This window comes from Amorphoplanes friuliensis DSM 7358 (assembly GCF_000494755.1).
In the GTDB taxonomy this organism is placed as follows: domain Bacteria; phylum Actinomycetota; class Actinomycetes; order Mycobacteriales; family Micromonosporaceae; genus Actinoplanes; species Actinoplanes friuliensis.
Window position 1 is genome coordinate 2,692,471 of the sequence record NC_022657.1, and the last position, 25,017, is coordinate 2,717,487.

At 72.9% G+C, this 25,017-nt stretch carries 16 protein-coding genes; 12 read left to right on the top strand and 4 right to left on the bottom strand.

Translation table 11 applies throughout. The annotated features are described in order from the left end of the window. Positions 1-55 precede the first annotated feature (55 nt). From AFR_RS48800 to AFR_RS12520, 3 genes are read left to right on the top strand one after another with little or no spacing between them, the layout of a single operon-like run. On the top strand, positions 56-7,582 hold the full coding sequence (locus tag AFR_RS48800; RefSeq protein ID WP_438829939.1) for a non-ribosomal peptide synthetase: 7,527 nt from the start codon (positions 56-58) through the stop codon (positions 7,580-7,582). Next, entirely contained in the window at positions 7,579-8,802 is a 1,224-nt protein-coding gene (locus tag AFR_RS12515) for an MFS transporter (RefSeq protein WP_023360829.1), read from the top strand. The genes AFR_RS48800 and AFR_RS12515 overlap by 4 nt, the downstream gene beginning before the upstream one ends. A 26-nt stretch (positions 8,803-8,828) precedes the next feature. Then, the gene (locus AFR_RS12520) at positions 8,829-9,041 is read left to right on the top strand and encodes an MbtH family protein (protein ID WP_023360830.1); all 213 of its coding nucleotides are present in this window, start codon (positions 8,829-8,831) and stop codon (positions 9,039-9,041) included. A gap of 78 nt (positions 9,042-9,119) precedes the next feature. On the opposite strand, the gene AFR_RS12525 is transcribed toward AFR_RS12520, so the two are convergent. Further along, positions 9,120-9,503 carry a hypothetical protein gene (locus AFR_RS12525; RefSeq protein ID WP_023360831.1) on the bottom strand — a complete coding sequence of 128 codons (384 nt, stop codon included), beginning with the start codon at positions 9,501-9,503 and terminating at the stop codon, positions 9,120-9,122. 221 nt (positions 9,504-9,724) lie between these two features. On the opposite strand from AFR_RS12525, the gene AFR_RS12530 reads away from it, so the two are divergent. The 5 genes from AFR_RS12530 to AFR_RS12550 all read left to right on the top strand — a co-directional run bounded on the left by AFR_RS12530 (position 9,725) and on the right by AFR_RS12550 (position 14,778). Continuing rightward, positions 9,725-10,999: a sensor histidine kinase gene (locus AFR_RS12530; protein ID WP_023360832.1), complete on the top strand. Its 1,275-nt coding sequence runs from the start codon at positions 9,725-9,727 to the stop codon at positions 10,997-10,999. Then, positions 10,999-11,700, top strand: a complete 702-nt coding sequence (locus AFR_RS12535; protein WP_023360833.1) for a response regulator — start codon at positions 10,999-11,001, stop codon at positions 11,698-11,700. The genes AFR_RS12530 and AFR_RS12535 overlap by 1 nt, the downstream gene beginning before the upstream one ends. A gap of 121 nt (positions 11,701-11,821) precedes the next feature. Further along, complete coding sequence (locus tag AFR_RS12540; protein ID WP_041840819.1) at positions 11,822-12,763, top strand: alpha/beta fold hydrolase; 942 nt, start codon at positions 11,822-11,824, stop codon at positions 12,761-12,763. A gap of 256 nt (positions 12,764-13,019) precedes the next feature. Further along, the gene (locus AFR_RS47780) at positions 13,020-14,057 is read left to right on the top strand and encodes a COG1361 family protein (RefSeq protein ID WP_238547272.1); all 1,038 of its coding nucleotides are present in this window, start codon (positions 13,020-13,022) and stop codon (positions 14,055-14,057) included. A 301-nt stretch (positions 14,058-14,358) separates the two neighbouring features. Beyond that, positions 14,359-14,778 (top strand): DUF6228 family protein, encoded by a 420-nt coding sequence (locus AFR_RS12550; RefSeq protein WP_052359701.1) that lies wholly within the window; start codon positions 14,359-14,361, stop codon positions 14,776-14,778. A gap of 133 nt (positions 14,779-14,911) precedes the next feature. Here AFR_RS12550 and AFR_RS47285 read toward each other — a convergent pair whose 3' ends face one another. Genes AFR_RS47285 through AFR_RS12565 form a run of 3 tightly spaced genes read right to left on the bottom strand, consistent with a single transcriptional unit; the run spans position 14,912 to position 19,186 of the window. Beyond that, on the bottom strand, positions 14,912-16,363 hold the full coding sequence (locus tag AFR_RS47285) for a GTPase (protein WP_023360837.1): 1,452 nt from the start codon (positions 16,361-16,363) through the stop codon (positions 14,912-14,914). Next, on the bottom strand, positions 16,360-18,318 hold the full coding sequence (locus AFR_RS12560; protein ID WP_023360838.1) for a GTPase: 1,959 nt from the start codon (positions 18,316-18,318) through the stop codon (positions 16,360-16,362). The genes AFR_RS47285 and AFR_RS12560 overlap by 4 nt, the downstream gene beginning before the upstream one ends. Before the next feature lie 25 nt (positions 18,319-18,343). Continuing rightward, positions 18,344-19,186 carry an IniB N-terminal domain-containing protein gene (locus AFR_RS12565; protein ID WP_023360839.1) on the bottom strand — a complete coding sequence of 281 codons (843 nt, stop codon included), beginning with the start codon at positions 19,184-19,186 and terminating at the stop codon, positions 18,344-18,346. Between the two features lie 219 nt (positions 19,187-19,405). Between AFR_RS12565 and AFR_RS12570 the strand changes: the two genes are divergently transcribed. Genes AFR_RS12570 through AFR_RS12585 form a run of 4 tightly spaced genes read left to right on the top strand, consistent with a single transcriptional unit; the run spans position 19,406 to position 25,006 of the window. Next, entirely contained in the window at positions 19,406-20,461 is a 1,056-nt protein-coding gene (locus tag AFR_RS12570) for an Hsp70 family protein (protein WP_023360840.1), read from the top strand. Further along, positions 20,458-23,019 (top strand): LuxR C-terminal-related transcriptional regulator, encoded by a 2,562-nt coding sequence (locus tag AFR_RS12575; protein WP_023360841.1) that lies wholly within the window; start codon positions 20,458-20,460, stop codon positions 23,017-23,019. The genes AFR_RS12570 and AFR_RS12575 overlap by 4 nt, the downstream gene beginning before the upstream one ends. Further along, complete coding sequence (locus AFR_RS12580) at positions 23,016-24,653, top strand: sensor histidine kinase (RefSeq protein WP_023360842.1); 1,638 nt, start codon at positions 23,016-23,018, stop codon at positions 24,651-24,653. Before AFR_RS12575 ends, AFR_RS12580 begins: the two co-directional genes overlap by 4 nt. Continuing rightward, positions 24,650-25,006 carry a DUF742 domain-containing protein gene (locus AFR_RS12585; RefSeq protein ID WP_023360843.1) on the top strand — a complete coding sequence of 119 codons (357 nt, stop codon included), beginning with the start codon at positions 24,650-24,652 and terminating at the stop codon, positions 25,004-25,006. Before AFR_RS12580 ends, AFR_RS12585 begins: the two co-directional genes overlap by 4 nt. Positions 25,007-25,017 lie beyond the last annotated feature (11 nt).

Sequence of the window (25,017 nt, forward strand, 5' to 3'; positions counted from 1 at the left end):
CGGCGACGGCCGCGACGTCGAGGACATCTACCCGCTCACCCCGCTGCAGGCCGGCATGCTGTTCCACAGCCTGGTCGACGGCGACAGCGGCGCCTACCTGGATCAGGTCCAGGTGCGGATCTCCGGCGTCACCGACCCGGCCGCCCTCGCCGAGGCGTGGCAGCGGGTCGCCGACCGCACCCCCGCACTGCGCAGCGCCGTCGCCTGGGAAGGACTCACCCGGCCGGTGCAGGTGGTCCGGCGCCACGTCACGGTGCCGGTCACCCTGCTCGACCGGCGCTCGTGGCCCGCCGACGACCTGCCGGCCGAGCTGGACCGGCTCGCCGAGGCGGACCGCGCCATCACGATGGCGGTGACCACGGCACCGCTGCTGCGCCTGGCGATCATCCGGCTCCCCGGCGACGAGGTGCTGCTGCGCTGGAGCTCGCACCACCTCATCCTGGACGGCTGGAGCACCGCTGCCGTCTTCGCCGAGGTCAGCGAGCAGTACGCCGGCCTGACCACCGGCCGGGAACCGCGGCTCACCCCGCGCCGGCCGTTCCGCGACTACCTGGCCTGGCTGCAGGAGCAGGACCCGGCCGACACGCGGCGCTACTGGCGCGAAGTGCTGGCCGGCGTCGAGGCGCCGACGCCGCTGCCCTACGACCGGCCGCCGACGGGCACGCACCGCACCGAATCGACCGCCGCCGTCCGGGTGGAACTGACGGCCGCGGAATCGGCGCTGCTGCACGCCACCGCCCGCACCGCCGGACTGACCGTCAACACCGTCGTGCAGGGCGCCTGGGCCTTGCTGCTGGCCCACCACAGCGGTGAACGCGACGTGCTGTTCGGCACGACCGTCTCCGGCCGCCCGGCCGACCTGCCCGGTGTCGAGTCGATGATCGGCATGTTCATCAACACCCTGCCCACCCGGACCCGCATCGACGACCGGGCCGATCTGGTCGGCTGGCTGCGGGAGCTGCAACTGCAGCAGAGCGAGGCCCGCCGGTACGGCCACGCGTCGCTGGTCGACCTCCGCGGCTGCAGCGACCTGCCCCCGGGCGGCCACGGGCTGTTCGACAGCATGGTGGCCTTCGAGAACTACCCGATCGACGCCGACCCGGCCCACGACGGCGGCCTGCAGATCGGCGCGGTCGACGGCATCGACACCACCACCTTCGCCCTGAGCCTGACCGCCTACCTCGACGACCAGCTGCGCTTCGAACTGGCCTACGACCCCGGGCTGTTCGACGCCGTCACCGCGGCCGCGCTCACCGACCGGCTGTGCATCCTGCTGCGCGCTGTCGCCGACGATCCGCACCGCACCCTCGACCGGCTGCCCTGGCTGCCCGGCGACACGGTCAGCCAGGTACTGACCGGCTTCAACACCACCAGCCGTCCGCTGGAGCCGGCCACCCTGACCCGGCTCCTGCGCGACCAGACCGCCCGTACCCCCGACGCCCCGGCCGTGGTCTTCGAAGGCGAGCGGCTCACCTACGCCGAGCTGGACGCACGCGCCCGGGACCTGGCCGCCCGGCTGGTCGCCGCCGGCGCCGGGCCGGAGACCTGCGTCGCGGTGGCGCTGCCGCGCTCGACGGAGCTGATCGTCGCCCTGGTCGCCGTGCTGCACGCGGGCGCGGCGTACCTGCCGATCGAGCCAGGCCTGCCCGCCGACCGGGTCGCGTTCATGCTGGCCGACGCCCGGCCGGTGCTGACGCTCGACACGACGACCGAGCTGCCCGCACCGGCGGCCGGACCGCTGCCCGAACCGGTGCCCGGCAACCCCGCGTACGTCATCTACACCTCCGGCTCGACCGGGCGGCCCAAGGGCGTGACGGTGCCGCACGAGGGCATCGTCAACCGGCTGCTCTGGATGCAGCACGAGTACGCCCTCGGCGCCGGCGACGTGGTGCTGCAGAAGACCCCGGCCGGGTTCGACGTGTCGGTGTGGGAGTTCTTCTGGCCGCTGACCGTCGGCGCCACCCTGGTGGTGGCCCGCCCGGACGGCCACCGTGACCCCGGCTACCTGGCCGCGGTCATCCAGGAGCAGGCCGTCACCACGGTCCACTTCGTACCGTCGATGCTGCGCGCGTTCGTGGCCGAGCCCGCGGCGACCGGCTGCACCAGCCTGCGCCGGGTCATCTGCAGCGGCGAGGCGCTGCCCGGGGACCTGGTCGCCGACTTCCAACGGGTGCTCGACGCCGGACTGCACAACCTCTACGGGCCCACCGAGGCCTCCGTCGACGTGACCGCGTACGCCTGCCCGCCCGGCTGGACCGCGGCGACGGTGCCGATCGGCCGGCCGGTGTGGAACACCCGCACCTACGTGCTGGACCGGCGGCTGCGCCCGGTGCCACCGGGCGTCCCCGGCGAGCTGTACCTGGCCGGCGTCCAGCTGGCCCGCGGCTACCTGCACCGCCCCGGCCTGACCGCGCAACGCTTCCCGGCCGACCCGTACGGCCGGCCCGGCGAGCGGATGTACCGCACCGGCGACCTCGCCCGGTGGACGGCCGACGGCCGGCTGGAATATCTGGGCCGCACCGACCACCAGATCAAGATCAACGGTCAGCGCGTCGAACCCGGGGAGATCGAAGCCGCACTGGCCGCCCACCCGGCCCTGCGCGAGGTGGCCGTCGTGGCCCGCGACGACGGCCCCGGCGGAGCCCGGCTGGTCGGTTACCTGGTGCCCGCCGACGACGACATCCCGGACACCGCCGCGCTGCGCGCCTGGCTGCGGCGCGGACTCCCGGAGCACATGGTGCCCGCGGCGTTCGTCACCCTCGACCGGCTGCCGCTGACCACCAGCGGCAAACTCGACCGCCGGGCGCTACCGGCACCCGGCCCGGACACCCGGACCGGCCCCGGTTTCCTCGCCCCGCGCACTGAGACCGAACGCATCGTCGCCGCGATCTGGGCCGAGCTGCTGAAGGTGGACCGGGTCGGCGCCGCCGACGACTTCTTCGCCCTCGGCGGCGACTCGATCCTGAGCATCGGCCTGACCTCCCGGCTGCGCGAGGCGTTCGGCACGCAGCTGTCGCCCCGCGCGGTCTTCGATCACCCCACCGTCGCCGGGCTGGCCGTCGCGCTGACCGGCGCACCCGGCACCGACGGCATCCCCGTCCGGCCCCGCGACCGCGCGCTGCCGCTGTCCTTCGCCCAGCAACGGCTGTGGTTCCTGCACCAGTTCGAGCCGGACAGCGCGGAGTACGTCACCCCGGTGGCGCTCCGCCTGACCGGACCGCTGGACACCGGCGCGCTCGACGCCGCGCTCACCGCCCTGACGGCCCGCCACGAGTCACTGCGCACCACCTTCCGGACCGGCGCGGACGGCGTCGCCGAACAGGTGATCCATCCGCCGCTCCCGGCGCCGGCCGAACAGCAGCCGGTCACGCCGGAAACGCTGGACGCGGTCCTGGCCGAGCTCGTCGGCCGCCCGTTCGACCTGGCCGCCGGCCCGCTGCTGCGCCCGACGCTGCTGCGCCTGGCCGCCGAGGACCACGTGCTGCTGCTGGTGCAGCACCACATCATCACCGACGGCTGGTCGACCGGTGTGCTGATCGCCGAGCTGGCCGAGCTCTACACCGCGCATGTCACCGGAGCGCCGGCCCACCTGCCCACGCTGCCGGTGCAGTACGCCGACTTCGCCGCCTGGCAGCGTGACCGGCTCACCGGGCCGCTGCTGGACGACCAGCTCGCCTTCTGGCGGGAGACCCTGGCCGGCGTGGACACCCTGGAACTGCCGACCGACCGGCCGCGTCCGCCCGTGCACAGCACGCACGGCGCGGTCCACGAGCTCCGGATACCGCCCGCGCTGGCGGCCCGCCTCACCGCCCTGGGGCGCACGCATGGGGGCACCCTGTTCACCACGCTGGTGGCCGCGTGCCAGGTGCTGCTCAGCCGCTGGTCCGGTCAGGACGACATCGCCGTCGGCACCGTCACTTCGGGCCGCGACCGGGCCGAACTGGCCGACCTCGTCGGGTTCTTCGTCAACACCCTGGTACTGCGCACCGCGGTGGACGGCCGTCGCACCTTTGCCGAGCTGCTCGACGACGTCCGGCACACCGTCCTGGGCGCCCTGGCCCACCAGGACGTGCCGTTCGAGCGGCTGGTCGACGAGCTGCGCCCGGCCCGCGACCCCAGCCGCACCCCGCTGTTCCAGGTCATGGTGGTGCTGCAGAACCTGCCCGGCGCGGCGCCGGAGCTGCCCGGCCTGCGCGCCGAACCGGTCGAGCTGGAGCTGACCACGGCCGGCTACGACCTGACGATGGAGTTCGAGGACTCCGCCGACGGGCTGGGCGTGTCCCTGACCTACAACACCGACCTGTTCGACGCCGCCACCATCGGCCGGCTGGCGACCCACCTGACCTCGCTGTTCGAGGCGGTCGTGGCCGACCCGGACCAGCCCGTCTCACGGCTGCCGCTGCTCGGCGACGACGAGCGGCGTCACCTGCTGACCGGCCTCAACGACACCGGCCGGACAGTCCCGCCGGCCACCCTGGACGAACTGTTCGCCGCGCAGGCCGCCCGCACCCCGGACGCCCCGGCCGTCCGCCACCCCGGCGGCGAGCTGACCTACGCCGAGCTCGACGAACAGGTGGACCGGCTGGCCCGGTTGCTCATCGGGCGCGGCGCGGGCCCGGAGTCCATCGTCGCGTTGCTGCTGCCGCGCTCGGCCGACATCGTGGTCGCCCAGCTCGCCGCCGGCCGGGCCGGGGCGGCCTACCTGCCCGTCGACCCCGGGTATCCCGCCGGGCGGATCGCGTTCATGCTCGAGGACGCCCGCCCGGTGCTCACCGTGACCCGCACCGGCCTGGCCGGCGGCGTACCCGCCGGCACCGAGCTCGTCCTCCTGGACGACCCCGCGGTGACCGCGGCCCTGGCCACCGGCACACCCCGGGTGACCGACACCGACCGCCGGGCGCCCCTGCGCCCGGAGCACCCGGCGTACGTCATCTACACCTCCGGGTCCACCGGCCGGCCCAAGGGCGTCACGGTCACCCACGCCGGCGTGGCCGGCTTCTCCGCCGCCGAGATCGCCCACTTCGCGGTCGCGCCCGGCGACCGGGTGCTGCAGTTCGCCTCGCCCAGCTTCGACGCCTCGGTGCTGGAGCTCTGCATGGCCCTGCCGGCGGGCGCGACCCTGGTGGTGCCGCCACCGGGACCCCTGGTCGGCGAACACCTGGGCGCGGTCCTGGCCGGGGAACGGGTGACGCACACGCTGATCCCGCCGGCCGCCCTGGCCACCGTGCCGGAGATCGAGCTGCCCGACCTCGCCACGCTGATCGTCGGCGGTGACGCCTGCGACGCGGCCCTGGTGGCCCGCTGGGCGCCCGGTCGTCGCATGATCAACGCGTACGGCCCGACCGAGTCCACGGTGGTCACCAGCTGGACCGGCCCCCTGTCGCCGGGCGGCGTGCCGGCCATCGGCCGGCCGATCCTCAACACCCGGGTGTACGTGCTGGACCGCCACCTGCAACCCGTGCCGCTCGGCGTCGCCGGTGAGCTGTACGTCGCCGGTGTCGGCCTGGCCCGCGGCTACCTGCGCCGCACCGGCCTGACCGCGCAACGCTTCATCGCCGACCCGTACGGTGCGTCGGGCACCCGGATGTACCGCACCGGAGACGTGGCCCGCTGGACCGCCGCCGGCGAGCTGGAGTTCCTCGGCCGGGCCGACGACCAGGTCAAGATCCGCGGATTCCGGATCGAACTGGGAGAGGTGCAGGCCGCGCTGACCGCCCACCCCGAGGTGGCCCAGGCCGTGGTGACCGCCCGGGAGGACCAGCCCGGGATCAAGCGGCTGGTCGCGTACGTCGTACCACCGAGCGGCACAGCCGCGCCGGCCACCACGCAGTTGCGGGAGTTCCTCGGGCGGACTCTGCCGGACTACCTCGTCCCGGCGGTGTTCGTGCCGCTGACGGCGCTGCCGGTCACCGCCAACGGCAAGGTGGACCGGGCCGCGCTGCCCGCCCCGGACCCCGCCGCCGGGGCCGCACCGGGCGCCGGACACGTCAGCCCCCGCACCCCGGTCGAGCAGACCCTGGCCGGGATCTGGGCCGACGTGCTCGGCCTGGACCGGGTCGGCGTGCACGACAACTTCTTCGACGCGGGCGGGGACTCCATCCTCAGCATCCAGGTGGTGTCCCGGACCCGGCAGGCGGGCCTGCACCTGACGACCAAGGACCTCTTCCGGCACCAGGACATCGCGTCGCTGGCCGGGGTCGTCACGGTCGTCGCCGCCGACGACGCGGCTCACGCGCCGGTGGTGGGCGAAGTACAGCTCACGCCGATCCAGCAGTGGTTCTTCGACACCCACACCGCCAACCCCCACCACTTCAACCAGGCGGTGATGCTGGAGCTGCCGGCCGAGGTCGACGACGTGGCGCTGAACGAGGCGCTGACCACTCTGGTCGCGCAGCACGACGCCCTGCGGTCGGTGTTCACCCGCACGCCGGACGGGTGGCGGCAGGAGATCATGCCGGTCCGGCCGGTCGCGGTGCTGCGCCACCACCGGCTGCCCGACACCGGCGACGCCCAGCAGCAGGCGGCGCTGGAGAAGGTCGCCGACGACGTGCACGCGTCCTTCGACCTGCATCGCGGCGGGCTGTTCCAGGCGGTGCTGTTCGACCGGGGGACCGGGCAGCGGCCGTACCTGCTGCTGGTCGCGCACCACCTGGTCGTGGACGGCGTGTCCTGGCGGATCCTGCTCGACGATCTGGACACCGCCTACCGCCAGCTGCGCGGCGGCGACCCGGCGGACCTGGGCGCCCGCACCACCTCGGTCCGGGACTGGGCCGCCCGGCTGGCCGGGCACGTCACCTCGGGCGCGCTCGACGGGGAGGTGGAGTACTGGGCCGCCGCCGGTCCTGCCACCGCCGCGCCGCTGTCCCCGCCGACCCCGTCCGATGACCCGCCCGTGCCGATGGGAACCGTCTCGGTGACGCTCGACGCGGACGACACCGAGACCCTCCTGCGCTCCGCGCCCGGTGCGTACCGGACCCGGATCAACGATGTGCTGCTGGCCGGTCTGGCCTGGGCGCTGTCCGGCCGGACCGGCTCCGGGCGGGTGCTGGTCCAGCTGGAGGGGCACGGCCGCGAGGACATCCTCGACGGCGTCGACCTGTCCCGCACCGTCGGCTGGTTCACCACCGTCTACCCGGTGGCGCTCGACGTCCCGGCCGGCCCGGAACCGCACTGGCGGACGCTGATCAAATCGATCCGCAGGCAGCTGCGAGCGGTTCCCGGCAACGGCCTCGGCCACGGCGCCCTGCGGTACCTCGGCGACGACCGGACCCGGGAGCGGCTGTCCGGGTCGCCCGGACCCGAGGTGGTCTTCAACTACCTCGGTCAGTGGGACGCCCGTCCCCAGGAGGCGCAGGACACCCTGTACGTGGCCGCGCACCCCGCGCCCGGACAGGACCACGACCCGCGCGACCGGCAGTCGCAGGCGCTGGAGGTCGTCGGCTCGGTGCACGGCGGCGAGCTCGAGTTCTCCTGGTACTTCCAGCCCGGCCGCCACGACCACGACCAGGTGTCCGCGGTCGCCGAAGCCTTCGCCGCCGCGTTGCGGGCGATCGCCGTGGACTGCCGGCAGGGGCGGGCATGACCGTCGCGCCCCTGAGCCGCAACCGCGACTACCGGCTGCTGTGGTTCAGCCAGGCCGCCGCCGAGTTCGGCCACAACGCGACCACCATCGCGTTCCCGCTGCTGGTGCTGGCGGTGACCGGCTCCACCGCCGCGTCCGGGCTGGTGCTCGGCACCATCGCCGCCGCCCAGCTGGTCGCCGGGCTGCCGGCCGGCGCCCTCGCGGACCGCTGGAACCGCAAACGGATCCTGCTGTCCTGCGAGGCGGCCCAGGTTCTGGCGGTCGGCAGCCTCGTGGCGGCGCTGGCGACCGGCGCCGCCACGGTTCCGCACATGGTGGCGGTGGCCGCCGTCCTGGGCGTGTGCACGGCGCTGTTCGAACCGGCCGAGGACGCCACCCTGGCCGCGCTCGTGCCGGCGGATCAACTGGCCACCGCGGTGGCGGCCAACGGAGCCCGGACCTCCCTGGGGCAACTGGCCGGTACCGCCGCCGGCGGGTTCCTGTTCGCCGCCGCCCGAATGCTGCCGTTCGTGGTGGACGCCGTCGCGCATCTGCTGGCTCTGATCACGCTGGCCTTCGTACGGGTGCCACCCCGCGAACGCCGTCCCGCCCCGCTCCGCCACCTCGGCCCGGAGATCCTCGCCGGACTGCGCTGGGCCTGGCAGCACCGGACCATCCGGGTCACCACCATCTACGCCGCCGTGCTCAACCTGTTCTTCAGCGCGTTCTACCTGGTCGTGATCGTGCTGGCGCAGCGGCGCGGAACCCCGGCCGGAGAGATCGGCGTGATGGCTGCGATGCTCGGCGCGGGCGGTGTGGTCGGCGCGCTGGCCGCCCCGTACCTGCAGCGCCTGCTGAGCCCGTACGTGTCGATCACCGCGGTCTTCTGGATCCTGGCCGTGCTCACGCCGCTGACCGTGGTGGTGCACGGCGGCTACCTGACCGGTGCGGTCTTCGCCGGCATGGCCCTGCTGGCCCCGACTGCCAACACCACCATCGTGACGCAGCAGCTGCTCAGCACGCCGGACGAGCTACGCGGCCGCCTCAGCGGCGTGCTGGCCCTGCTGACCGGCGTGGCGGGCGCCGCCGGTCCGGTGCTCGGCGGCGTGCTGGCGGCGGCGGTGCCGGCCACCACGGCGGTCCTGCTCTGCACGGCGGGCATCACGGCCGTGGCGGTCTCCGCCACGGCGAGCAGGGTGCTGCGCGAGTTCCCCCGGACACCGGTCCCGGTGTCCGGCTGACCCTGATCCACCCCGATGAGAAGGAGATGACGATGGACGAGAACGACCGCTACGAGGTGCTCCGCAACGACGAGGAGCAGTACTCGCTCTGGCCGGTGGGCATCGACGTGCCGGCGGGGTGGGCCCGGGTGGGCAAGGAAGGCACCCGGGACGAGTGCTCGGCGTACGTGGACGAGGTGTGGACCGACATGCGCCCGAAGACCCTCCGCGACCAGATGGAAGCCGCCGACCAGCGCTGAACACCCGGTCCGGGCCCGCCGGCCGGCGGGCCCGGACCACACAGGTCGGGCCAGAGCGGCGCCGGCTCACCAGTTCCGTCAGTACAGTTTCTCCGTCGAACCCGTCAGCAGGCGGCTTCCACCCTGGTTGCCGTCGAGCAGGATCGGGCGCAGCTGCTGGGCGGCTTCGGTGTTCTGCCCCGATAGGCCGCTGCCGTGCAGCAGGATCTCTGTCGGCAGCCTGCGCGCGGCGCCTCGCGGATAGCTCAGTTCACCCTGCGCGATCCACCCGCCGTCCATGGCGATCCTGATCGACTCGCGGGCGATGTCGTACCAGCCGGTGCGATCCGTCGTGGCCGGCGTGGTGTCCGCTTCGAATCTGGCGAACGGCACGACACCGAACAGCGCCGCCATGGTCAGGACGGCCAGCGCGATCAGGACGCGCGGACGCGGATGGTTCGGGGTCGGTTCCACCGTGGTCATCCCCTCGAAAAAGTCGGCTGAATCTCACCAGTACGGTGCCGTTCCCGACCTCGCCGGCACATCTGGCGCGGGCGCGAAATCGGCCTTGCGACCTCCGACGGAGGCGGCTCCGTCGCAGGTAGGAACCTCACTGCCGGACACCTCCGAGTACGGCCGTGGGCCGGGTCCGGTGGGTAACATCGGTGCCGGCCACACGTCGGGAGCGAGCATGGTGAGCGTCAATGGATGAACCCGGCGGGTCAGCCGATCGGCAACGACGCGACTGGGACAGCCGGCTGGACGCGCTGGGACTGACGACAACGGTCCGGCGGGACAGCGCGCTCGCGATACTCGTCGCCGCGATCACGGCCGGACCGCTTTTCCTGCCGGGCATCTCCGCCACGGTGGCGGGTCTGCTGGTGGCGCAGGCGGCGGTGTTGTCCCTGCGCCGGGTCCGACCGGTGTGGTGCCTCGGCGCGGTGCTGGCCCTGCAGATCGGCCTGGCCGTGGCGGCGGACCCCGGGGAGGGCATCCGCGGAGCAGCCCTGGCCATCGCCGTCTATACCTGCGGCGCGTTGATGTCGAAACGCCGCTCGCTCATGATCGCCGGGCTCGCGGCTTTCACCGAGACGGTCAGCTTCGTGGTGTTGAGCGCGATCCCGGCTGCCCTTGATTCGACCCTGACTGCGTCGCCCCCGATGATTTCGCGAATACTGGTGCAGATCGTTCTTTCGGCGATCCTCTATGGCGGGGCGGCTGCGCTGGGCCGCAACACCACGATCCGCCGCCGGTACACCGAGATGGTGGAATTGCGGGCAACCGAGGCCGCGGAGAACCTGCGCGTGCGGACCGACGCCGCTCTCGCCGCCGAGCGCACCCGGATGGCCCGGGAGCTGCATGATGTGGCCGCCCACCAATTGACGACCCTCATCGTGCAAGCGACCGTCGTGGAACGCATGCTCGATCGGGATCCGGAGGCGGTCCGCCGGAGCGCCGTCGCCATCCGTACGGAGGGAAAGAGCGCTTTGCAGAATCTGCGGTTGGTCGTCGGGGCTCTTCGGGAGGCCGGACCGGCCGAACCGGGACTGCCCGACGGCGGCGCGCCCGTACCCGGACTGGTGATGATCGAAAATCTTGTCGCCGGCCACGCGGCCACGCAGATGCGGCCCAAGCTGATCGTGTCCGGCCGGCCCGTTGAATTCTCGGAGGCGGCGGATCTGACCCTGTACCGCGTGGCTCAGGAGGCGCTGTCCAACGCCCGCGATCACGCGCCCGGCGCCGCGGTGACCATCAAGATCGACCACCGTGCGGAAGGCAGTGTGCTCGAGGTTCACAACGGCCCGGCTTCTGCGCGGGGGGTGCGGGGGGTGCGGGTCGATCGTCGCCATCGCGGTTTCGGACTCATCGGCATGCGCGAGCGCGCCGGTCTCATCGGGGCCTCCCTGGCCGCGGGTCCGACTCCGGACGGCGGCTGGTCGGTCAAGCTCACCATTCCCCGTACGGCCGGCCGGCTCTGATGATCACGGTGCTGCTGGTCGACGATCAGCCGTTGCTGCGTGCGGGATTCCGCTCGTTGATCGAGCTGGCCGAGGACATCCAGATCGTCGGCGAGGCGTCCAACGGCCCGGATGCGGTGACGCTGGCGCGTCGGCTGCGCCCCGACGTCGTCTGTATGGACGTCCGCATGCCCGGCGGTAACGGCCTCGACGCGACCCGCGCCATCGTCGACGAGATCGATCCGCCGCCCGCTGTCCTGGTTCTGACCACCTTCGAGCTCGACGAGTACCTCTTCGGAGCGCTCGAAGCCGGCGCGAGCGGTTTCCTGCTCAAGGACGCCGACATGGACGATCTGATCGAAGCGATTCGCCGGCTGGCCGCGGGTGACGGCATGGTCGACCAGACGGTGATCCGGCGGGTGATCGCCGAGTTCTCGCGCCGGCGCCCGGCCGTGCCGGTCCCGGCGCCCGGCGCGGCCGTGGACCAGTTGCTGACCTCCCGCGAGGCTGAGATCGTACGGTTATTGGCCGAAGGTCTGTCCAACGCCGAGATCGCGGCCGAACTGTTCGTCGAGGTCAGCACGGTGAAGAGCCACCTCGGCCGGGCCATGGCCAAGATCGGGGCCCGCGACCGCGTCCAGACCGTCATCTGGGCCTACCGCCACGGCGTCGCGTCGCTGAATCGCACCGGCCCGCGAACCGGCCAGACGGACCGCCAGTAGGTCGGCGGCGAGGAGCCAGTTCACGGCCACCTTGCCCCTGGCGAGGGTAGGGGTAACTCCAGTTCCGACTGGGGGGACAGCAGGATCGAGCAAGATCCAGAAACCGTGGAAGCTCATTTTCATGACCACGCAGAAGACCTCCCGGTTCCGTCGGGTCGCCCTTGTCCTTCCCGTCGCCCTGATAACGGCAGTCGCAGGGTGTGATGACTCGGCGGAGCCGAAGGCCGCGACCACGGCCAGTTCGGTAGCCGCGGGGCCCTCGGCCTCGACAAGCGCGGCCGGCCCGGCAAGTGCGGCCTCCGCAGCGGGCTTGCACATGATCGCCAACAACGGGCACCGGCTTGCCTTCCACGTCACGCCCGGAAGTACTCCCACCATCGTGCTGGACGCCGGCGGCGGCGAGGACTCCTCGTACTGGGATGCCCTGGTGCCTCAACTGTCGCAGGCCACCGGATCGCAGATCATCACCTACGACCGGGCCGGTCTGGGCGCCAGCGAGGAGGTGAAGGGCCCCTGGGACCCCCAGGCCGCCGCCTTCGACCTGCAGGCCGGTCTGCGTGAACTCGGCGTCACCCGGAATGTGGTCCTCGCGGGCCACTCGCAGGCAGGAGAGGTGGCCCACTACTTCGTCCTCGCGAATCCCGGCGTTGTCTCCGGGGCGGTGCTCATCGATGCCAACGTGCCGCAATTCTTCACCGACACCCAGATCCAACGCCTCGTCACGCTGACCGCGCCGCAGATCGAGGAGCTCAAGAAGGCGCCCTCGACGAAGGCGAACCGCCAGCTCATCGCCACGGCCGACAACTTCGGTCCCACGCACCAGGCGTTCCACAAGGTTTCCTGGCCCGACAGCGTCCCCGTCATCTATGTCGTATCGGACAAGACCCCCTTCGACGGATCTCCGCAGGACGCTCAGGCCTGGCGCGACGCGGCAGCGGCGTTCACCAAGGCCGGGCCCGACCGCACACTGGTCATCGCCAAGGGAAGCTCTCACGACGTTCCCCAGGACAAGCCCGCCCTGGTGCTCGAGAAAATCGAACAGATGACCGCCACTGTCAAGTAAGGGCCGTAGTGCCCGGGGAAACGGGCCCGCGACGACCACCGTGCCGGTCGGCCTCGAAAGCGTTCCACTGATCCGTCGCCTCGACCACTCGACCGTCCACAGCGTTTCCTGATCGGCTCGGCGGCCACCGTGGTCGGTCTGTGGGTCTCCTGGCATGCCGCGGCCGGGCTGCTGCCCGCCGCGTGGGCGCTGACCGGGCGCCGATCGCGTCGGTGGCGTTCCGATCACCGGAGGCGTCGTGCCATACTCCGCGGCCATGGGGATAAGTCGGTACGGCGTGGTCATGGCCCTTCTGGTCAGCGGGGTGGCCGCGATGGGCGCTGCGCGAGCGCCGGAGGATCGCACGCTGTACCTGATTGCCCCCGATCAGGCGCCGATCGGCCACACGGCGGAGCTGTTGTTCCAGGCCCGCGGCATCACCTCCGACGAGGAGGCTGACGGGCTCGTCCTGACGCTGACGCTGCCGGGCGGGATGACCTACGTGTCACCCGAGCCGTACGCGCACCACGGCTCGAACGGCAACTACAACGACGGGCCCTGCACGCCGTCCGGGCAGATCGTGACGTGCCGCATCGACCGGGCCTTGATCGGTTCGGACACCGCGGCTTGGACGGCGACCGTCGGCATCGACGCCGACGTGGCCCCGGGCACCCGGCTGACCGTGCGCGTGGGTGCCGACGGCAAGACCTTGGACGCGACGAGCACCGCGGTGGCGGGAGCTGACCTCACGGTGCGCGTCGAGCCGCCGAAGGGCTCGGTCACCGCCGGTCAACCGGTGGAGTTCACCGCGATCGTCCGCAACAACGGGCCCGCGACGATCCAGCGCTTCACGTTGTTCGAGTCCTACGAGGGGCTCTGGTACGGCGGGGGCCGGGTCACCAACCCCGAGGCGGACTGCTTCTCCGACCCGGGCAGCTTCATCTGTGATGTCTACCGTGAGGTGAAGCCGGGCGAGGAGGTGCGGCTTCAGCACAGCATGCAGTCGCGCGCGAACGCCGACACCTGGGGCACCCGCAATCATGTGGGCTTGAGCGTCGAAGACGTGCCGAGCAAGATCGATGACACGAACGACGGCACGTCGTTCCAGGTGCAGTTCTCGAAGAAGCCCCCGCAGTCTCCGTCGCCGACCCCCTCGCGGACCCAGACGACCGCGCCGGACTCGGCGAGCCCGGGCGGTGGCGGCGGTCTGCCGATCACCGGCCCGGCCTCGCTGCCGCTGACGGGAGCCGGCGTCCTGCTGCTGCTCACCGGCGCCGGGGCGCTGTGGGCCGGCCGCCGCCGAGCGCGGACTTAGGTCTTCCGCCCACGCAGCCCGGTGACGGCGCCATGCCGAGGAAAGGCATCTGGCCATTTGCGCCACGAGGCTACGTAACGCGTCCTACATCAGCGAGTTCCGTCCAGACCTGCCGGTGCTCCCATCACCGCTGGTGGGGTCGAAGCTTGCGAACATCGATCCACCCGGTCGGGGCCCGAACTGATGAACAAAACGTCGGTCGTACCTCGAGCCTGCGAGGAGTTGACCAGCTGCTTGAAGCTGGTTGATCCTTTACTGTCACGACGTGCCACATCATGACCACACCGCCGACGACCTCAGCGTGCTGATCCGCTGCCAAGAAGATCACGATGCGGTCGTCCGGTTGCACAGCCGCTACTTCCCCGACGAGTATGGCATCGGCTTCGCCGTCGACGCGCGAGCCGACGGCTTGCAAGCTCAGCTCCAAGCAGTTGAGGTGTGGGTCTGGGACGACGTATCGCTGCCCGACTTCATCGCTCAGCTGGCGGCCGAATACCGGGGATGGTCCGAAGAACGGACCTGGCAGACCAACCACCTGTCGGTCAACGCCAGCTTCCACACTGGTGGTCACGTCGCGCTCACCTGGAATCTTCGCCGCTGGCTGACCCGATCCGACAGCTGGCAGGCATCGATCACAACCTGGCTGGAAGCCGGTGAACAGATGACCAGTCTCGCCGCTGATCTCCGCGAGTTCCTGCCCATACCAACACCGTTACGCTGAGGCCGCCCGGTCGCGAAATCCCACGACGCAGGACTCCATCAGCGCCTTGGCCCAGAGCTTGACGAGCAAAGCCATCCCGCGACTCGGACAGTTTTGCCAGTTGCCCCTCGTGGCCGGACCCTGCGGATGCGGCCTACAGCACCTGGGTGCCGGCCAGCCATTCGGTGATCGTGTCGCAGCTGCGCAGGACGACCGCGGCGGCGCGGCGCTGGGCGGCGGACGTGTCCGGGCGGTGGGACTCCTGGCGCCAGCGTTCGGCCGCCGCGTACGCCGCCGCGTAGATGTCGTCGGTGGACGCCTCGTCCGGCATGCCCAGGCGTTCGCCCACGCTCGTGCCGGTGCCGCCCAGCAGGCGCCGGGCGTCCGCGGCCGTCTCCGGCGCCAGATCCACCCGACCGCACCGGAGCGCAGAGAGCAGCCGCAGCTCGCGGAACGGGTGCAGGTCGGCGCAGAGCAGCTCGATCTCCGCGAGCTGCTCACCTAGCCCGGGCGCGGGCTCGGTACGCAGCAGCTGATCGAGCACGGTCAGCGCCGACCTCGCCTTCAGCGCCGCCCGGCGGGTGGTGAAGAGCTCCGCGACCGCCGATTGCAGATCCTTGAGCCCGCTGTACTCCTGGAGTTTCTCGGCCAGCGCCGCCCGGGTGGTACAGCCGGTCCGGGTGAGCGTGATCGCCAGCCGCAGGCCGCCCAGGCCGAGCCGCCGCACGAGCTGGTCGCGCTGCTCGGCGGTCACCCCCGGCAGCGCGCCCGGCGCCGTGAACCGGTCCACCGACAGCAGATGCGGCTCCAGGCTCGCGCGCGGCCACGCGGCCAGCTCGGCCAGTACCCGGAACTCCTCCTCGCGCAGCGTCCGGGCGGCGTGGCCGACCAGCGGGGACACCGCGATCACGTCCTGGCAGAGCGTGCCGACACGAGGTTCGCGGCGCCGCCGGCGGGCGAGCTGCCGGGCTGTCAGCATCGCGTCGGCGCGGCCGCCGGACGTGGCGTCGGCCCGCGACAGCACGACGATCGTGTGGATCGGGAAGACCGACGGGCCGCGCAGGCCACGTCCCGCCCAGAGGAAGCTCAGGTCGGAGTCGTCCAGGTGGGTGGTCAGGTAGAGGACGGCGTCCGCCTCGCGGTAGACGTCGCGTGCCTCCAGCCGTCCCGTGTCGACGAACCTGGTTCGCCGCAGGGTCCGGCTGGGCCACTCGATCACGGCCCGGCGGGTGGCACCCGAGGCCGACCGCTGGGCGGCGCCGGTGCTCAGCCGCAGCCCCGGCGTGGTGCGGACCATGGCGACCTCGTGCGGGCGCTGATCCTCGGCGAACCACCAGGCCCGCGGGGCCGGCCCGTCCTGGTAGGAGGTGAACGCCGACGGCCCGTCGGTCGGCGCGGCCGGTGCCACGTCCTCGCCGATCAGCGCGTTGACCAGGGTCGACTTGCCGCTGTTGGGAGTGCCGGCGACCACCACCCGCAGCGGCTCGACCAACCGGGTCGCGGCCTCCTGCAGCACGCCCGCCGCCGCGCGGTTGCCGCGGTAGGCGTGCGTCGCCTGGCTCAGCAACCGCTGGACGCGCTGTTCCAGATCCTCGTCGTCGATCACGACGCGGCGCTGCCGGCCAGCGCGGCCGGGCTCGGACCACCCCGCAGCGCCTGGGCCTGCTGGTTGAGCACGGACAGCTGAGCCAGCTCCTGCTGGATGCCGCGGGTCCGCTGCTCACGGACGGCGACCTCGCGGTCGGCTGCCGCCTTGGCGCTGCGCAAGGACTCCATCACCGCTTCCTGCAGGTCCTCGGTCACGGCGGTGAAGTGGTCCCGCAGGGAGCGCTGGATGCGGCGCACGGTGTCGCGGGCGTCCTTCGTGAGGCGTACGAAGATCTCGTCGACGTGGCGCTGGACGATGGTCCTGGCCTCCGCCTGGCGGCGCTTGAGCAGCGCCTTGCCCTCGTCGCGGACGCTCTTGCCGCCGAACAGCGCACCGCCGCCGATCGAGATCGGGTTGATCAGCGACATCCCGGCGAGGCTGGTGGCCAGACCGAACATGATGACCCCGCCGTACGAGCCTTTGAGCCCGATGAAGAGTTTCTGGCCGGGGCTGAACGAGGCCACGGGCGGCGCGTCCAGGCCGCCCGCGTTGCCGCCGAAATCGTCCGGGACGGCGAGCATCTGCGCGGGCAGGACATCGCCCGCGTCGGCCGGGAACTCGTCGGCCACCTTGCGCGCCATCCACTGCGCGCGCTCGGCCAGCCAGGTCACACTGGCCCGGGTCAGCTCCTCGACGGCGTCTCGCAGCCACGGCTCGAACTCGTCCCACTCCTTCGCCGGGTCCGCCGTGGTGAAGAACTCGTCCACCTCGGTGAGCACCGCGCGGGTCCGCTCGCGCAGGTCGTGCTCGATGTCCGACATCAGATCGCCGACCTCGTCGGAGAGCCTGTTCTGCCAGCGCTGGGCGCAGCGCCGCAGGTCGTCCAGCCGGCGCTGGGTGGCGTGCAGCCGGGTGACCGCCTCGGTCGCGTCGCCGGTCTGCCCGGCGGTCAGCTCCGCGCGCAGCGGCTTGGCCAGGCGTTCCAGCACGGTCCGGCTGAGCACGGCCGCCATGGCCGGCGCCAGCTGGTCCGGCTTGGCGGCGAGCATCCGCTGCAGGTGCAGGATCAGATCGGGGAAGCCGGACTCGGTGTTCAGGCCCTGGTCACCGGCCTTGACGGCGTGCAGCCGCAGCGAGGAGGAGACCGCGGCGACGGTGGCCGGCACCCCGGCGTGGGTCAGCTGCTCGCGGCTGCGCGCTAGGTGCTCCCGCCAGTCGGGGGAGTAGTCGGCTTTGGTCAGCACGACCATCAGCGCGGGGTAGAGGCGCGACAGGTCGGCCAGGACCGCCAGCTCGGCGTTACTCAGGTCGCGGCCGGTCTCGCAGGTGAAGAGCACCAGGTCGGCGCCGGCGCCGGTGGTCAGCTCGCGCGCCTCGCCGACGGCGTCGGCCTCGGAGCCGGGCAGCCCGGTCAGCGGCGGCGTGTCGATGAGCACCAGCCCGCGGGCGAGCAGGGTACGCGGAACACCGATGTCGGCGTGCAGTGGCGCGGTCGCCGGCAGGGTCGCGGCGGCCAGCGTGATCGCCTTGTCGAGGGCGTCCACGGCGAGCGGGATCCGGTCCCGCAGCCCCGCGTCGCCGGTCCAGTCGGCGCCCGGCGAGTCCCGCCTGATCAGCTGGGCCTCGGGAATCTCGGCGTGCCGGATGACCACGGGGACGGTTGTCCCGCCATGATCCGGCACGCCGCACACGGTCGCATTGATCATCGCGTTGATAAGCTGGCTCTTGCCCTGTCGGGCGGCGCCCGCCACCAGCACCCGCAGCTGAGGTTCCAGCATGCGGGTACGGCGGCGGGTCAGCCAGTTCGCGATCTCCGCGCGACCGTGCGCGGAGCAGGTGCGGATGGTGGCGTCCATGACGTCCAGCCACGACAGAGGCGCGGCCGCCCGCAGCGGGTCGGGCACTGCCCGGCTCAGCGGGACGAGGGAGGTCGGACCCGCATAGGCCGTGGGTCCGGCTTCCCAGCTCGTCATCCTCGCTCGTTCCGCCCTTTCCGGGTCAGTGGTGCAGGTCGGTGAGGCCACCCAGCAGGTCGTGCCCGAGGTCGTTGTCGGCCGGGTGGCCGATGCTCGGCAGCACGCCGCCGGTGACGCCGTCCACAGAGTCGAGCGTTCCGGTGACGGTGCCGTGCACGCCGTGCACCACGTCGTCGCCGAGGTCCGGACTGACTACCGATACGACCGAAGAGGTTGCCCCGTGAAGGCCCGCGACGTCAAGGTCCGTCACGTTCGACAGATCAACCGATGACGGAACGTTCGTAACGTGGTCCAGCGTCTCGATCGGACGCAGGTCGGTGTCCGGGATCAGCTGACCGGCGCCCGGGACCACCGTGTCCACGGTGTTCTCGACGGCCACGCCGGCGTCGAGGTCGAGAGCCGGGTCGTTGTCCACCGACAGGTCGGCCACGCCGCCGACCGTGGTGACGCCGCCGACGCTCAGGCTGGCGCCGGTGAGCACCGAGCCGCCGGTGAGCAGGTCCTCGCCGACCAGGGCGGTGGTGTGCACGCCGGCCAGGCTGACGTTCACGTCGGCGCCGGCCGCACCCTGGACCGGGCTGAGGGCCGCGGTGGCGGTGATCGTCTGGAGCTGGGCGACCGCGCCGGCGACGTCCAGGTTGGCCACGCCGGTGGAGAGGTCGTCCAGGCCCGCGACATCGGTGATGCCGGCGACCGGCGCGTAGTCGACCACCAGCGGGATGACCTGCTGCACGTCGGCCGCGGTCACGTCACTGAGGCCCGCGTGCTGCAGGGTCGTCTCCGGATCCAGCTCGAAAGCCGACCGGGCGGCCGAGTCGTAGATGAGGTTGAGGACAAAATCCTGCAACGTCGGCGACGAATCCATGTGGTCTTCCTCCGCTTGTGGGGTGACGCTGTGCTGACGCCATCGTCGGCGTCCGGCAAACCGTACGGTCCGCGGCAAGGCCCGGGCATCGGTAATCGTCCACCCCCGGCCGATTAGGGGATTAGGGGATCGGGGGGCCGGAATCATGGGGACGGTATCGACCGGGTTCTCTGGTACGAAGGGTTGTCCCAATTTCTGGCGTTGCCGAGGAGACACCACGTGCCCTACCTGTTGGGGATCGACATCGGTTCCGGCTGCACCAGAGCCGCCGTGACCAGGCCCGGTGGCGGCCGCGATGCGCGCGGTCCGCTGTGGGAGCCGGTGTCTCTCGGCGTTCGCACCCGGACGGTGCCGTCGGCGCTCGCGACGACATCGGACGGCGCCGCCTTCCCCGCTGAGACCGAACGTGACATGGCCATTGCGGTGGGTGGCTACCTGGCGCGGGTGGGCGACAGCCTGCCGATGCAGTTCGGCGGCACCCACTACCCGGCGCACGGGCTGGTCGCCGCGATGACCCGCTGGGTCGTCGACCAGGTCTGGCAACTGCTGGGGGAGACGCCGGAGCGCGTCGCGCTGGCCTGCCCCACCGGCTGGGGCGCGGGCCGGCTGCGGCTGGTGCACGCCGCGCTGGCCGAGGCCGACCTGGCCGGCACCGCGCTGGTGACCCGGGCCCGCGCGGTGGTGGAGAGCTTCCAGGCGGCCGGCCGGGTGTCGGCGTCCGGCGGGATGCTGGTCGTCTACCGGCTCGGCGCGGCGAGCGTCGAGATCTCGGTGGTCGTCCCGCACGGCCCCGGCCGGGTCGAGCTGCTCGGCAGCGCCGAGATCGACGAGATCAGCGGGTACGAGCTGGACGGCACCGACCCCGGTCATGCCCGCGAGGTGCTGCGATCCACGGTGGATCTCGCGGTGCACACCGTGCGCGCCTGCGCGGGTGTTTCCGGGGAAGTTGCGGCGGTACTGATCGCCGGCGACTCCGGATCCGTACATCCGATCGTGACCGACCTGCTCAGTGCGGCCTTCTCGGTCCCGGTGCTGGTCGACCACGACCCGGAGATGACCGTAGCCGGGGGTGCCGCCCTCGCCGCGCGCCCTCAGCCCCGTGTCGTGCCGGTCCCGCCGTCCTCGGTGCCGCCGCCTGGAAACGCGCACGGCGCGTCAGCGCTCGTCGGCGCCACCCCGTCGTGGCCCGAGGTCGCCGACGGCAGGCGCGTCGTCCCCGAACGCCCGCCGCGCCCGCCCGTACGCGTCGCACCGGTCCGGACGGAGTCCCGGTGAGCGCGCCCGTTCTGACCGGACCGCGCCTGCTCAGCCCGCCGGGACTGGACCTGATCGGCCAGATCGAGGCCGACCCGCGGGCCCCGCTGCGCGCTAGCGTCGGCGCCCCCGGCGGTTACGGCAAGACGGCGCTGCTGCGCGAGCTGGACCGGGCCGCCCGTGGCGCCGGGTTGACCGTGGCGGCGCCCTGGCGACCCGCCAATGAGCCCGACCTGCTGCTCGTCGACGACGCGCACCTGCTCGACGAGGACCGGCTGGACGAGCTGTGCCGGTACGCCGAGATCCCGGACCTCCGCCTGGTCGTCGCGCACCGCCCCTGGCCGCGGCCGGCCGCCGTGCTGCGCCTGCTCGACATCCTGCGCCGCACGCACCCGCCGGTGATCCTGACCCCCCTCACCGAGGACCAGATCAGGGCACGTCTGGCCGACAGCCTGCGGTCCCTGCCGTCGAAGGAGCTGGTCGCCTTCGTGACGGCGCAGACCCAGGGCATCCCGCGGTTCGTGGAACGGGTGGCGGCCGCCATCAAGCCGGCCCTGACGACTGAGCCGCTGTCGCCGCTGCGCGTCCCGGCCGCCGCGCTGGCGCCCTTCGCCACCGACATCGATGAGCTCGCGCCGGAGCTGCGTACCCTGCTGCTCGCCGTGGAGGCCGGCGCCGGGCTGTCCTACGACCTGATCGCCGCGCTGCTCGGCCAGGACGCGGAACGGGTCGCCGACCTGGTCGAGGCCGGCCGGGCCACCGGGCTGCTGTCGGCCGACGGCACCCTGGTCCCGCTGGCCCGGCAGGCCATCGCCGCACTCGGGCCGATCGCCCAGCGCATCGACGTACGCCAGCGCCTGGCCGCGTCGCAGCTGGCCCGCGGTGGGCCGGTGCTGCCGCTGGTACGGCCGCTGATGGGCGACGAACCGGCCGGTCTCGTGCCGGGCGCCGCCGGGAACGACCTGGGACCGGTCTACGAGGCGGCCGGCGAGGAGGCACTCGGCGACGACCCGGCGCTGGCCGCGCAGCTGTTCGCCGCAGCCGCCGGCGCCGGCCGGACCACCGCGGCGAGACGCGCGCTGGCCACCGCGCTCTCCGGGGATCTCGACCAGGCCTCCCGGCTGGCCGACCAGGCCCTCGTCGCGGGCACCCCGGACCAGCGGTCCGAGGCGGCCTACGTCGCCGCGGTCGTCCTGACCCACCGGGGCCAGCCCGACCAGGCCGATGCCCTCTACGACTGGTCCCGGCACGGCGCCGCGCCCGGCTTCGGCGCGGTCGGGCTGATCGCGACCGGTCGTCTCGAGGACGCGCGGCGCCGACTGGCGGACGTCGTCACGTCGGATCCGCCGACCTCGTTGAGCGCCACCGCGTCCCTGATGGCCCGCGGCGTGCGCGACTCGGTGACCGCGTCGCCGACCGCCGCCCTGTCCGCGCTGGTGCGGGCGGCGGCGCTGATCGAGCCGGCCGGCCCGGGCGTCCTGCTGGCCGACAGCCCCGCCGCGCTCGGCGCGATCATCGCGGTGCAGGGTGCCGAGCTGGACACCGCCGACACCCTGCTGGCGCGGGCGGTGCGCTCCGGCACCGGTGGCGCGCTGCTCGCACCCCGGCACAGCCTGCTGCAGGCGTGGATCCTGATGCTGCGCGGCCGGTCGCTGGCGGCTGAGCAGCACGCGCCCGCGGCGGAGAGCGGAGCGCTGCAGTACGGCCGCGACGTCCTGCTCGGCGCGGCGCTGCGCTCCGGGCTCGCCCGCCGCAACAGTGACCTGGTCGGCCTGCGCGCCACCTGGCCCGACGCCTGCCAGGCCCTGATCGGCCAGCCGGTCGACCTGTTCGGCCTGCTGCCGCTGGCGGAACTGACCGTGGCGGCGGCCCGGCTCGGTGAGCAGCACCGGGTGGCGGACCACCTGGCACAGGCCGACCGCCTGCTCGCCGAGCTCGGCGACCCGCCGCTGTGGAGTGCGCCGCTGCACTGGAGCAGGCTGCACGCGGCGATCCTGGCCGACGACCGCGCGTCGCTGGAGCAGCACGCGGCGGCGCTGGCCCGGCACCGCGACTTCAGCCCGTACGCCGCCGCCACTGCCGCCGCGGCCGCCGCCTGGCTGGCCGTGCTGTCCGGCCGGATCGACCCCGACACCGTGACCGACGCCGCGCGACGGCTCGGGGCGCTCGGGCTGACCTGGGACGCGACCCGGCTCGCCGGGCAGGCCGCGATCCGCACGCTGGACCGCAAGGCGATGACCGTGCTGCTCGACTGCGCGCGCACCCTGCAGGCGCCCGCCGAGGTCCGCAGTGCCCCGGCGACCGGCGGCACCGCCACCCGCTCCCGGGCCACCGCCGGGGGTCAGCACCTGCTCAGCGAGCGGGAGCACGAGGTCGCCGCGCTGGTCCTCGAAGGGCTGACCTACAAACAGGTGGCGGAGCGCCTCTACCTCTCCGCCAAGACCGTGGAGCATCACATGGCACGAATCCGTCAGCGGCTGGGCTGCGCCGACCGTCAGGAATTGCTGGCCCGGCTGCGCGCGATGATCGGTGGCGCGACCGAACCGGCACCTGCAGCCTCGTCCGGGATCCGGCCGTGAAGGCCCGCCTCGGCGTGGCCCTGCTCGTGGTGCTGTGGGCCGCGGCCACCGTGCCCGCCGTCACCACCGCCGTCCGGATCGTGTCCGAGCGGGCCGCGGCCGACCGGATGACACCCCTGATCGGCCGGGCAGTTCTGGCCCTGGAGGCCGAACGCCGCCTGTCGGTCGCAGCCCGGCCGGGGCAGAGTGCGCCCCCGGCCGGCTTCGCGGACCAGCGATCCCGCACCGACCAGGCCGGTGAGACTCTGCGCGGCGCCGCCGACGGATGGGCGAGCCGGACCAGGGCCACCGACGAGACACGTGCGGCCGACGCCCTGGTGCGCCGGATGACCGGCCTGCCGGCCCTGCGCGCGGCGGTCGACGACGGGCAGATGCCCCGACGCACCGCGCTGGACGCGTACACCGCGATCATCGGCTCTCCGCTCGGCGACAGCGCGCTCACCCGTACCCGGGAGCTTCTGTCCGAGGAAGATGCCCTGCTCGCCGCTACGGCGGGCGTGGCGCGCGTGACCGACGCCGACCGCCTGCGCCTGGCCGAACTTGCCGGAGCCCGCCGCACGCTGCTCGTCACCGCGGCTGTCACCCCACCGGCCGCCGACCGGCTGCGGTCGATGGAGGATGCTCTCATTCTCAAGCCCGGCCCGGTGCCGGACGGCTGGTCGGCGGCGTTCAACACGGCCAACACCGCGCTCTGGGACGGGCGGACGGACGCAGCGCGCGAGGCGCGGGACGAGACGACGCCCTCCGCCGTCGCCGCGATAGCGTGGGCCTGCCTGGTCGGTGCCGTCGGCCTGATCGCCGTGGTCGCCGTGCTGATGTATCCCCGGCGTTCCACCCGCCGTGTGCCGGCGCCCGCCACCGTGCCGGCGGCAGCCGGTGAACAGGTCGCCGCACCGCAGGCCGGGCCGGGACTGGACGCCCTGCTGCGCGACCTGGAACGCCGCAACCAGAGCCTGGTGCACCGGCTGCTGCGCCTGCTCGACGGCCTGGCCCGGCACGAGTCCGACGACGAGACCCTCGGCGAGCTCTTCCGCGCCGACCACTTCGCCAACCGGATCCGCCGCAACCTCGAGAAAGCCATCATGCTCGCCGGCGACCTGCCCGGCCGCCGCTGGAACCGCCCGGTCCCACTGGCCGACGTGGTCCGGGCCGCAGCCTCCGAGGTCCCCGAGTTCGAGCGGGTGTCCACCTCCCGGATCGCGCCCGTGCACCTGACCGGCGCCGCCGTGACCGGCACCATGCACCTGCTCGCCGAGCTCATCGAGAACGCGACGACCTTCGCACCCGCACAGACCCGGGTACGCGTCACCGGCGAGCCCGCCCCCGTCGGCTACGAGGTCACCGTCGCCGACGTCGGTCCCGGCATGACAGACGACGACCTTGCCACCGCGTACGCCGTGCTGAGCGACCCGTCGCCTCGCCCCGGCGGTACGTGGTGGGGCCTGTACGCCACCGGCCGCTTCGCCGAGCGCCTCGGCATCGAGGTGCGGCTGCGCAACGCGCCCGGCGGCGGCCTGGAAGCCTCGGTGATCATTCCCGCGGCCCTGCTCGTCGACGCCGAGGCCGCGGAGGCCGTACCGGACGATGCGACCGGGGAGATGCCCGCGATCGCCGGAGGGGTGGGACGGTCATGACCTGGGAAGAGACCTGGTACGACGAGGACAGCGGCCCGCTGGTGCGCCTCTACGCGCGGGCCGGTAACGGGGCCCCCACCGGCGCCCCGGACGACTTCGAGCTCAACGCGCTGATCTCCCGGGGCGCCCACCCGGCGTCCGCGGAGCTGTCGCCGGTCGAGTCGGCGATCGTGCGCCTGGTCGTCGTTCCCCTGTCGGTGTCCGAGATCGCGGCCGAGGTCGATCTGCCGCTGGGCGAGGTGCGTACGCTTCTGCGCGGCCTGCACGACGGCGGGCTCATCGAGGTACGCCGCCCCGCCGACTCCATGCCGCACGTCCTTGAGCAACTGCTCACCGGGCTGCGCTCGCTCTGAGGGACCGGAGA

Excerpts from the sequence above, each read along its gene's own strand:
- AFR_RS48800 (WP_438829939.1), top strand. The coding sequence starts at position 56 with ATGCTGTTCCACAGCCTGGTCGACGGCGACAGCGGCGCCTACCTGGAT.
- AFR_RS12515 (WP_023360829.1), top strand. The coding sequence starts at position 7,579 with ATGACCGTCGCGCCCCTGAGCCGCAACCGCGACTACCGGCTGCTGTGG.
- AFR_RS12520 (WP_023360830.1), top strand. The coding sequence starts at position 8,829 with ATGACGATGGACGAGAACGACCGCTACGAGGTGCTCCGCAACGACGAG.
- AFR_RS12525 (WP_023360831.1), bottom strand. The coding sequence starts at position 9,503 with ATGACCACGGTGGAACCGACCCCGAACCATCCGCGTCCGCGCGTCCTG.
- AFR_RS12530 (WP_023360832.1), top strand. The coding sequence starts at position 9,725 with ATGGATGAACCCGGCGGGTCAGCCGATCGGCAACGACGCGACTGGGAC.
- AFR_RS12535 (WP_023360833.1), top strand. The coding sequence starts at position 10,999 with ATGATCACGGTGCTGCTGGTCGACGATCAGCCGTTGCTGCGTGCGGGA.
- AFR_RS12540 (WP_041840819.1), top strand. The coding sequence starts at position 11,822 with ATGACCACGCAGAAGACCTCCCGGTTCCGTCGGGTCGCCCTTGTCCTT.
- AFR_RS47780 (WP_238547272.1), top strand. The coding sequence starts at position 13,020 with ATGGGGATAAGTCGGTACGGCGTGGTCATGGCCCTTCTGGTCAGCGGG.
- AFR_RS12560 (WP_023360838.1), bottom strand. The coding sequence starts at position 18,318 with ATGACGAGCTGGGAAGCCGGACCCACGGCCTATGCGGGTCCGACCTCC.
- AFR_RS12565 (WP_023360839.1), bottom strand. The coding sequence starts at position 19,186 with ATGGATTCGTCGCCGACGTTGCAGGATTTTGTCCTCAACCTCATCTAC.
- AFR_RS12585 (WP_023360843.1), top strand. The coding sequence starts at position 24,650 with ATGACCTGGGAAGAGACCTGGTACGACGAGGACAGCGGCCCGCTGGTG.